Here is an 8,382-nt window from a genome sequence, read left to right as displayed (position 1 = left end):
TAAGCATGCGCTATGATCACCTATGCGGTATTAGCACCCGTTTCCGGATGTTATCCCCCTCTTATGGGCAGGTTCCCCACGTGTTACTCACCCGTTCGCCACTCATCCACACTCTGCAAGCAGAGTGCTTCAGCGTTCGACTTGCATGTATTAGGCATACCGCCAGCGTTCGTCCTGAGCCAGGATCAAACTCTCATTTTAAGTTTGACTTGCTCATTATATTACTTGTGAGTTAACCATGTTAACTCGTTTGTTGCCTTCGACTCCAAAAGAATCGAAGACCCCTGCACATTTGGTTGTTTCTACTTTGTTCAGTTTTCAAAGATCTATCTCGTTCAGTTTGTGTTGTCTGCATTTCAGCAGCAACCTTTATATCATATCATCGTCCTGATTCGATGTCAATGCTTTTATTTAATTTCTTTAAAAGCATTTATTTCGAATCGTCTTCTTCCTGACGACAACTTCATTACTATACCTTGTTTCCAATTGCTTGTCAACAAGTATTTTATGTTTTAGTGTTACTAGCAAATATCGTTTGCAGCAACAGAATTAATAATAACAGGTATTTGAAGAATCGTCAATGATTAAATTGTATTTAACAATCATTTTTTTAACAAGATTTTTTAATAAGTGCATGGTATCGAGCTTGCGGCTTGCTCAACCTTTTATTGTATCATCTTTTTTGTAATTGCTTCTAAGTCTGTCTTTACCGGTCGACTCATTAGCCCCTCTTTATTGTGTGCTGGTATATATACGCAAACTTCACCGTACTTCACTGTCCATCCAGCAACAGACTCTTCATATTCTGAAGATGAAGTCATAGTGACTGTGACATCTTTACCGTAATTAATGAAACAATGTTCATCGGTAATACTAAATTCTTCTTTTCTATCAGTTAGACTACTTTCTTCTATATACTTGTAGTTCACACTAACAGGCTTCTCCGGATGATAATCAAAACTGCCTCCTACCATGTCAATATAAGTAGTCAACTTTTGATAGCTGACTAATCCCGAATGCCAAACTAGCCATGACCCACCTTTTTTTACATAGTCTACTATTTTATCTTCTTCGAACTCTGTCATCCATTCTTCCGGGTTATCTGATTCAGGATCCAAGCGGTTCTCTGAAGCTGATATTACAAGGTCTGGTCTATCTTTCAGATGTTCTGTAAGTTCTTTTCGGTCTGCACATAGGATAGTTACGTCACCCAGTTTATCCAGGACTTGTGTAAGACCCTCTTTCAATGTATCTCCATCATGATAATAGCCCCCTAGTACTGCAGCAATTTTCCTTTTACCTCCAGTTTACTATGTTTCTCTTTCCCTTTTAAGCCTCTTCTGTTACTATATTCTGTCTTTAATTTAACTGGAATAGTCTCAAGTCATCAGAATCCAATGAACTTTTCATCTCATATAGAGATACTTCTATCATAAAGTATGGTTTATCCCTCTATCTTTGCAGCATATCCATTTTAACACAAAATGTTTTATACGCTTACATTATGACTCACTTAGTTTGGTTCTATGATTCTAAACTTACTCATTTTCGTTTTTTACACAAAAAAACTCACATACTCTTATGTAGAGTGTGTGAGTTAAACGTAAGACTATATACCGGCGGCCGGAGTCGAACCGGCACGCCCTAACGGGCACTGGATTTTGAGTCCAGCGTGTCTACCAATTCCACCACGCCGGCATGATTCAATATGAAGATAAGGCGGTAACCGGATTTGAACCGGTGATGAAGGTTTTGCAGACCTCTGCCTTACCACTTGGCTATACCGCCATCCTAAAAATGATATTCAATTAAAACTGGGCTACTAGGATTCGAACCTAGGAATGACGAGACCAAAACCCGTTGCCTTACCACTTGGCTATAGCCCATTGAAGGGCGACTGATGGGGATCGAACCCACGAATGCCGAGACCACAACCCGGTGCGTTAACCACTTCGCCACAATCGCCATATTCTTAATTAAAATCATAGCATATTCAACAAATAATGTCATGATGAATTGCTGACAGGGGTAGCAGGAGTCGAACCCACATCGATGGTTTTGGAGACCATAGTTTTACCATTAAACTATACCCCTAGCGATGGAGGGAGTAGGATTTGAACCTACGAACCCGAAGGAACGGATTTACAGTCCGCCGCGTTTGGCCACTTCGCTATCCCTCCAAATTGCTATGGCGCTGGACAGAGTCGAACTGCCGACACACGGAGCTTCAATCCGTTGCTCTACCAACTGAGCTACAGCGCCATCTTTCAATATCCTGCTTTACGGTCCCGACGGGAATCGAACCCGCGATCTCCTGCGTGACAGGCAGGCGTGATAACCGCTACACTACGGGACCTCACGATTTATTCAGCCTCTATGAGGTCACACTGTGGACTTACGTCCAAGTGTATCATGTCTGTAATCGCTAAAGCTTCAACAGCCATGACAATTGCGGGGGCAGGACTCGAACCTGCGACCTCCGGGTTATGAGCCCGACGAGCTGCCAACTGCTCTACCCCGCGATAACAATAGAAAATCATTGTGTTGAGACACTTCAAGCTGACGCTTGAGTGTACTATGTCTGTAATCACTATAACGTCAACAGACATGGCAAAGGAGGATGTGGGATTCGAACCCACGCGCGCTTTTACACGCCTGACGGTTTTCAAGACCGTTCCCTTAAGCCGGACTTGGGTAATCCTCCATTAAAGTAATACTATTTAATTACTATGACCCCTACGGGATTCGAACCCGTGTTACCGCCGTGAAAGGGCGGTGTCTTAACCGCTTGACCAAGGGGCCAGTATTAAAATGGGCCTAAGTGGACTCGAACCACCGACCTCACGCTTATCAGGCGTGCGCTCTAACCGGACTGAGCTATAGGCCCTAAATATATTAGGAATACTTTATTCAAGTATAAAGCGGGTGAGGAGAATCGAACTCCCGACATCAGCTTGGAAGGCTGGGGTTTTACCACTAAACTACACCCGCTAAAACGGTCCCGACGGGAATCGAACCCGCGATCTCCTGCGTGACAGGCAGGCGTGATAACCGCTACACTACGGGACCTTACGAAAATCTTTATATGAGACACTGCGAGCTTTCGCTCGAGTGTACCATATCTGTACGTTACTAAAGTAACTACAGATATAGCAATTGCGGGGGCAGGACTCGAACCTGCGACCTCCGGGTTATGAGCCCGACGAGCTGCCAACTGCTCTACCCCGCGATAATAGTAGAAAATCATTTAAGGATACACTATGGACTTACGTCAAAGTGTATCATGTTTGTACGTTGCTGAAGCAACTACAAACATGACAATGGACCTTGCAGGACTCGAACCTGCGACCGAACGGTTATGAGCCGTTTGCTCTAACCAACTGAGCTAAAGGTCCTCGGATCCGTTTGTTTATTATAGCGGCGGAGGGGATCGAACCCCCGACCTCACGGGTATGAACCGTACGCTCTAGCCAGCTGAGCTACACCGCCATTTTATTACTAATCGGGAAGACAGGATTCGAACCTGCGACCCCTTGGTCCCAAACCAAGTGCTCTACCAAGCTGAGCTACTTCCCGAATGTTAAAGTGCACCCTAGAGGAGTCGAACCTCTAACCGCCTGATTCGTAGTCAGGTACTCTATCCAATTGAGCTAAGGGTGCTGATCATTGTGAATACCGAGGGCCGGAGTCGAACCGGCACGGAGAAAACTCTCCGCAGGATTTTAAGTCCTGTGCGTCTACCAATTCCGCCACCCCGGCTGAAGTGTACTTTGGTTACCTGTGTCTATTCACAAGCGGAAGACGGGATTCGAACCCGCGACCCCCACCTTGGCAAGGTGATGTTCTACCACTGAACTACTTCCGCAACAAGGCAGATCAGTCTGCCCGTAAAAAATGCCGGCTAAAGGATTTGAACCCTCGACCCACTGATTACAAATCAGTTGCTCTACCAACTGAGCTAAGCCGGCGTGTTGTTATGCGGATGGAGGGACTTGAACCCCCACGCCGTGAAGCGCTAGATCCTAAATCTAGTGCGTCTGCCAATTCCGCCACATCCGCATGTAGCATATATAAGATTACTCTTATATATGAGCCGTACAGGATTCGAACCTGTGACCCACTGATTAAAAGTCAGTTGCTCTACCAACTGAGCTAACGGCTCATGGATCTATGGAGGTTAACGGGCTCGAACCGCTGACCCTCTGCTTGTAAGGCAGATGCTCTCCCAACTGAGCTAAACCTCCATTAAAAACTGCATAGCAACGTCCTGCTTTCACAAAGGGAAACCCTTCACTATCCTCGGCGCTGAGAAGCTTAACGGCTGTGTTCGAAATGGGAACAGGTGGATCCTTCTCGCTATCGCCACTATACAGTTTATTGCGTCGTGTTACCGCAGCAACTCTTATATCATACAAAGATATCGACCTAATGTCAACAACTTTTGTAAAAATAATTTGAACTTCTTTTCTCACCACTATTAATCCTCAGCAGGATCCTCGTTCCAGTGCTTAGTTAAAAAGCCTGCTCTTCCAGATCCAATGCTATAACGTTTATAGTGAGCAGACTCTTTTTTGTAAAAATCCTGATGGTATTCTTCAGCTGGATAAAAGGGTTTTGCCTCTTCGATAGTCGTAACGATCGGATCTTTGAATTTGCCACTTTCCTGCAGTTCTTTTTTTGACTGCTCAGCTGCTTCTTTCTGTTCCTGATTATTGTAAAAGATCACAGGTCTATAAGAATCTCCTCTATCCACAAACTGTCCACCTGCATCTGTGGGGTCAGTCTGTCTCCAGTATATCTCTACCAATTCTCTATAAGGCATTAATTCAGGGTCGTATGTGATTTCTACTGCTTCAGTGTGACCAGTCGTACCGGAAGTGACCATTCGATACGTCGGGTTTTCAACGTGTCCACCTGTATAGCCTGATACAACGGAATGGATACCGGGCTGCGAGTCAAAAGGCTTGACCATACACCAGAAACACCCTCCTGCAAATACTACTTTTTCTAATTCTGCCACGCTGTTTCCTCCTGATCCTGATTCTATTCATAGTCTAAGGTCGAATATGTCTATTATGATTGTATCACACTGCCTCGTGAATCAAAGAAAAAGAGCTTGTCTTATATATGACTCAGACAAGCCTTTCTATATTTTCCTACATCAGTGACGGACAGTTATTTAGCCGAACATCGACTTGAATCTGTATACTTCAGCAGGGATACACTTTATTTGATTTCTGTGACGCCGCCCATATACGGCACCAGTACATCAGGAATTTTTATGCTGCCGTCAGCCTGCTGATAATTTTCAAGAATTGCGGCTACTGTACGTCCGACTGCTAGCCCTGATCCATTCAGCGTGTGTACATAATCGATCTTATCGTCCTCTTCACGTCTATACCTGATCATCGCCCGTCTAGCCTGGAAAGATTCTGTATTAGAGCATGAACTGATCTCCCGGTAAGTTTCCTGCGTCGGGATCCACACTTCTAGATCATATGTTTTAGCTGCCGCAAAGCCAGTATCTCCTGTAGAAAGAAGAACAACTCGATATGCAAGTCCCAGCTTCTGCAGAATCACTTCTGCATTTGCGGTCATCTTCTCAAGCTCGTCATAAGAGTCTTCCGGCTTAGCAAATTTGACCATCTCAACCTTATTGAATTGGTGGAGTCGAATCAATCCTCGAGTATCTCTTCCTGCACTTCCCGCTTCTGAACGGAATGAAGGAGATAGAGCCGTAAAGTAGATCGGCAGATCTTTTTCATCAAGAATCTCGTTCTGATAATAGTTAGTCAACGGGACTTCTGCCGTTGGAATAAGCGTCAGCGGATGTCCGTCGATCTGGAAAACATCTTCTTTGAATTTAGGAAACTGACCTGTACCATACAGAGCATCATCATTTGCAAGATAAGGCGGAATGACTTCTTCATATCCGTGTTCAGTCACATGCAGGTCGATCATGAAGTTATAAAGAGCACGCTCCAGTCTGGCACCGAGTCCTTTGTAATACAGGAATCGGCTTCGGGCAACTTTTGCACCTCTTTCAAAATCTAGAATTTTCAGGTCAGCACCTAAATCCCAGTGGGCTTTCGGTTCGAAGTCGAATTCAGGCAGATCTCCCCACTTGCGTATTTCTTCGTTTGATTCTTCATCTTCACCGATAGGCAGAGACGGGTGAGGCAAGTTCGGCAGTCCTGAAGCAATGGTCTGTGTCTTTTCTTCTAACTCATCCAGTTCAGCATCAATAGCTTTGATGTCTGCTCCGACCTGCTTCATAGCCGCAATAGCCTCGTCCGCATTTTCCCTGTTGCTTTTTTTCTGTGCAATCTGATTAGATACATCGTTTCGTTCTTTCTTCAGTTTTTCAGATTTCTGAATCAGTTCTCTGCGACGTTCGTCCAGCTCTTTCAGTTCGTCGAGTTCAGACGGGTTCACTCCTCGTGTCTGCAGACGTTCTTTTACTGCATCAAAATCATTTCGGATCAGCTTGATATCGATCATACCGTTTTCCTTCTTTCTTTTTTTATTATCAGATACAAAAAAGCAGTTCTTCTATCCCTGTTATCAGGGACGAAAGAACTGCTTTTCGCGGTACCACCCAGCTTCAAAAAGACCGGTGTCTTTTTGCACTCTGCCAGGATAACGGTCTGTACCGAAATAACTTCAGCCTATGCTTCGCTATTTTATAAATGACGATGGATTCAGGGACAGTCAGGATCAGTTTCCACCACCCACTGACTCTCTAGACCTGCTGCTGCCCTTACTGATTCGTCTTCTTTCTGTTCATTAAGTTGTGCTTCTATTCTACACCAACAGCAGTTATAAAATCAACTCCCATTACACGATTAGAAGCGGTCTCTTACTCCGCTGAAGAAATCTCTCAACCAAGTTGAAAAGACAGTGAAGAAACCTGCCCGCTCGACAGATTCAGCAGCAGCCACGTTAACCGTCTGCTGGGCTTCTCCATTCAGGAATTCCAGATCATCTGTATTGTCGATAACCAGTTGTCCTAGACTTTCTCCCACTGATACAGGCGCTTCGACTTCACCCTTTTCATTGACTACATCGTCATTGGGTACGAAAGTATAAGAGTAGTCTTCCAGATCAGTCCCTTCAGGAAGATAGAAGCCGATAGACTCCGTCGTTACGAGGGAAATGTCTTCTTCCACTCCGTTACGTACAGTTAGATTGTGTTCGTCATCCAGGTTCATTTCTGATTCAATGATTGTTACGTATTCAAACTCACCGAAGCCGTAATCGAACAGTTTAGACGTTTCTTCGAAGCGCTGACCACGGTTCGTAAATCCGTCTCCCGCACCCATAACTACAGATACAAGTCGACGTCCTTCTGCTTCCGCTGTCCCTGTAAATGTCGCTCCGGCAAAACTGGTCGTTCCGGTCTTCAGCCCGTCCACGTCCATACGTTCATGAGCCAGGCCTTCCAGCATCCAGTTCCAGTTCAGCATATTGATGGCATCAGATGTGCCTTCTCTGAACGTCATACTTGGGATACTTGATGTTTCCAGAACTTCCGGATAATCAGCAATCAGACGCTGTGCAATAGTAGCGATGCCTTTAGCTGACATCACATTTTCAGCATCTTCATCACTTCCCGGGTAATGGTTGCCTTCAAGAAACGAATTGTTCAATCCAGTTGTGTTATACAGCTGATACTCTTCAATTCCCCATGATTCAATCAGTTCTCTTGCACGGTCAACAAATGCCACTTCAGATCCTTCAATTTCTTCTGCCAGTGCAATAGTTGCGCCATTTGCAGAATAGATTGCCAGGGCTTCATACAGTTCCTGAACGGTATAGACTCCGTTCTGATGAAGCGGGACATTGGATAATGCATAATTCTGACTGATCGCGTGTGCGTAATCACTGATTGTGACTTCGTCGTCCCAGTTCAGGTTTCCTGCTTCAATTTCTTCAAATAGAATATATTCCACCAGCATTTTAGTCATGGACGCAATTCCGCGCTGGTCTTCCGCATTCTGCTCAAAAAGGATCTGTGAAGTTTCAAAGTCGATCAGCAGTGCAGATTCCGCTTCAACAGACAGGTCATTTTCTTCAGCACTTGCAGCGTAAGTTCCGAAAACGGGCATAGCTAATGCAGCAATAAAAGAGGTTTTTAACAGTTTTTTCCGATCGATCATCATTTAAATAACTCCTAATTCATATAGTTTGTTTTTGTCTTACTCGAAGTCTTACAGGCATTTTTATTCAACATGTTTCATGGTACTCTTTCACTCTAAAAAAAGCTTCGGCTACGCCTTCGCCCTTTTGGGATAGTGCGTAGCCATTACTTTTTCAGTTCTGAATTATCGTAGACGATACCGTGAATACTCTTATAGTAAACAGGAACCATCTCATTTCCAC

4 protein-coding genes, 25 tRNA genes, 2 rRNA genes and 1 other annotated feature are annotated in these 8,382 nt (G+C 44.5%); all 31 genes read right to left on the bottom strand.

The annotated features are described in order from the left end of the window. Positions 1–201 (bottom strand): 16S ribosomal RNA (locus ACYQ2O_RS08885); the annotation flags it as partial. Between the two features lie 464 nt (positions 202–665). Next, a complete protein-coding gene (locus ACYQ2O_RS08880) occupies positions 666–1,247 on the bottom strand; it encodes a ThuA domain-containing protein (RefSeq protein WP_346023541.1) in 582 nt (193 codons plus the stop codon). Positions 1,248–1,614: 367 nt separating this feature from the next. Then, positions 1,615–1,698, bottom strand: a tRNA-Leu gene (locus tag ACYQ2O_RS08875). A 19-nt stretch (positions 1,699–1,717) separates the two neighbouring features. Beyond that, a tRNA-Cys gene (locus ACYQ2O_RS08870) sits at positions 1,718–1,788 on the bottom strand. Positions 1,789–1,814: 26 nt separating this feature from the next. Continuing rightward, positions 1,815–1,886, bottom strand: a tRNA-Gln gene (locus tag ACYQ2O_RS08865). A 6-nt stretch (positions 1,887–1,892) separates the two neighbouring features. Then, positions 1,893–1,965, bottom strand: a tRNA-His gene (locus ACYQ2O_RS08860). 58 nt (positions 1,966–2,023) lie between these two features. Next, positions 2,024–2,094 (bottom strand) — tRNA-Trp (locus ACYQ2O_RS08855). A 5-nt stretch (positions 2,095–2,099) separates the two neighbouring features. Then, a tRNA-Tyr gene (locus ACYQ2O_RS08850) sits at positions 2,100–2,180 on the bottom strand. 9 nt (positions 2,181–2,189) lie between these two features. Then, positions 2,190–2,262: transfer RNA gene (locus ACYQ2O_RS08845), tRNA-Phe, on the bottom strand. 21 nt (positions 2,263–2,283) lie between these two features. Then, positions 2,284–2,356: transfer RNA gene (locus ACYQ2O_RS08840), tRNA-Asp, on the bottom strand. Positions 2,357–2,449: 93 nt separating this feature from the next. Continuing rightward, a tRNA-Met gene (locus tag ACYQ2O_RS08835) sits at positions 2,450–2,522 on the bottom strand. A gap of 92 nt (positions 2,523–2,614) precedes the next feature. Beyond that, a tRNA-Ser gene (locus tag ACYQ2O_RS08830) sits at positions 2,615–2,704 on the bottom strand. A gap of 26 nt (positions 2,705–2,730) precedes the next feature. Next, positions 2,731–2,802: transfer RNA gene (locus ACYQ2O_RS08825), tRNA-Glu, on the bottom strand. Between the two features lie 10 nt (positions 2,803–2,812). Beyond that, a tRNA-Ile gene (locus tag ACYQ2O_RS08820) sits at positions 2,813–2,887 on the bottom strand. Between the two features lie 33 nt (positions 2,888–2,920). After that, a tRNA-Gly gene (locus ACYQ2O_RS08815) sits at positions 2,921–2,991 on the bottom strand. Between the two features lie 5 nt (positions 2,992–2,996). Then, positions 2,997–3,069 (bottom strand) — tRNA-Asp (locus tag ACYQ2O_RS08810). Positions 3,070–3,156: 87 nt separating this feature from the next. After that, positions 3,157–3,229 (bottom strand) — tRNA-Met (locus ACYQ2O_RS08805). A 92-nt stretch (positions 3,230–3,321) separates the two neighbouring features. After that, positions 3,322–3,395, bottom strand: a tRNA-Ile gene (locus tag ACYQ2O_RS08800). A gap of 20 nt (positions 3,396–3,415) precedes the next feature. Further along, positions 3,416–3,489, bottom strand: a tRNA-Met gene (locus ACYQ2O_RS08795). A gap of 13 nt (positions 3,490–3,502) precedes the next feature. Beyond that, positions 3,503–3,576 (bottom strand) — tRNA-Pro (locus tag ACYQ2O_RS08790). 10 nt (positions 3,577–3,586) lie between these two features. Beyond that, a tRNA-Arg gene (locus ACYQ2O_RS08785) sits at positions 3,587–3,660 on the bottom strand. A gap of 13 nt (positions 3,661–3,673) precedes the next feature. Next, positions 3,674–3,759: transfer RNA gene (locus ACYQ2O_RS08780), tRNA-Leu, on the bottom strand. Positions 3,760–3,793: 34 nt separating this feature from the next. Then, positions 3,794–3,865, bottom strand: a tRNA-Gly gene (locus ACYQ2O_RS08775). Between the two features lie 30 nt (positions 3,866–3,895). Further along, positions 3,896–3,968, bottom strand: a tRNA-Thr gene (locus ACYQ2O_RS08770). Positions 3,969–3,977: 9 nt separating this feature from the next. Next, a tRNA-Leu gene (locus ACYQ2O_RS08765) sits at positions 3,978–4,059 on the bottom strand. Between the two features lie 30 nt (positions 4,060–4,089). Further along, positions 4,090–4,162: transfer RNA gene (locus ACYQ2O_RS08760), tRNA-Lys, on the bottom strand. A gap of 9 nt (positions 4,163–4,171) precedes the next feature. Then, positions 4,172–4,244, bottom strand: a tRNA-Val gene (locus tag ACYQ2O_RS08755). Positions 4,245–4,254: 10 nt separating this feature from the next. Then, positions 4,255–4,370 (bottom strand): 5S ribosomal RNA (gene rrf / locus ACYQ2O_RS08750). A 107-nt stretch (positions 4,371–4,477) separates the two neighbouring features. Then, positions 4,478–5,020, bottom strand: coding sequence for a peptide-methionine (S)-S-oxide reductase MsrA (gene msrA, locus ACYQ2O_RS08745; RefSeq protein ID WP_346023542.1), 543 nt, complete (start codon positions 5,018–5,020; stop codon positions 4,478–4,480). 206 nt (positions 5,021–5,226) lie between these two features. Next, on the bottom strand, positions 5,227–6,501 hold the full coding sequence (serS, locus tag ACYQ2O_RS08740; RefSeq protein WP_346023543.1) for a serine--tRNA ligase: 1,275 nt from the start codon (positions 6,499–6,501) through the stop codon (positions 5,227–5,229). A gap of 62 nt (positions 6,502–6,563) precedes the next feature. Next, positions 6,564–6,787, bottom strand: a binding site (T-box leader). 58 nt (positions 6,788–6,845) lie between these two features. After that, positions 6,846–8,162, bottom strand: coding sequence for a serine hydrolase (locus ACYQ2O_RS08735; RefSeq protein WP_346023544.1), 1,317 nt, complete (start codon positions 8,160–8,162; stop codon positions 6,846–6,848). Between the last annotated feature and the right edge of the window lie 220 nt (positions 8,163–8,382).

The organism is Alkalibacterium sp. m-11, assembly GCF_054658155.1.
This window is presented reverse-complemented; position numbering and strand designations above follow the sequence as displayed.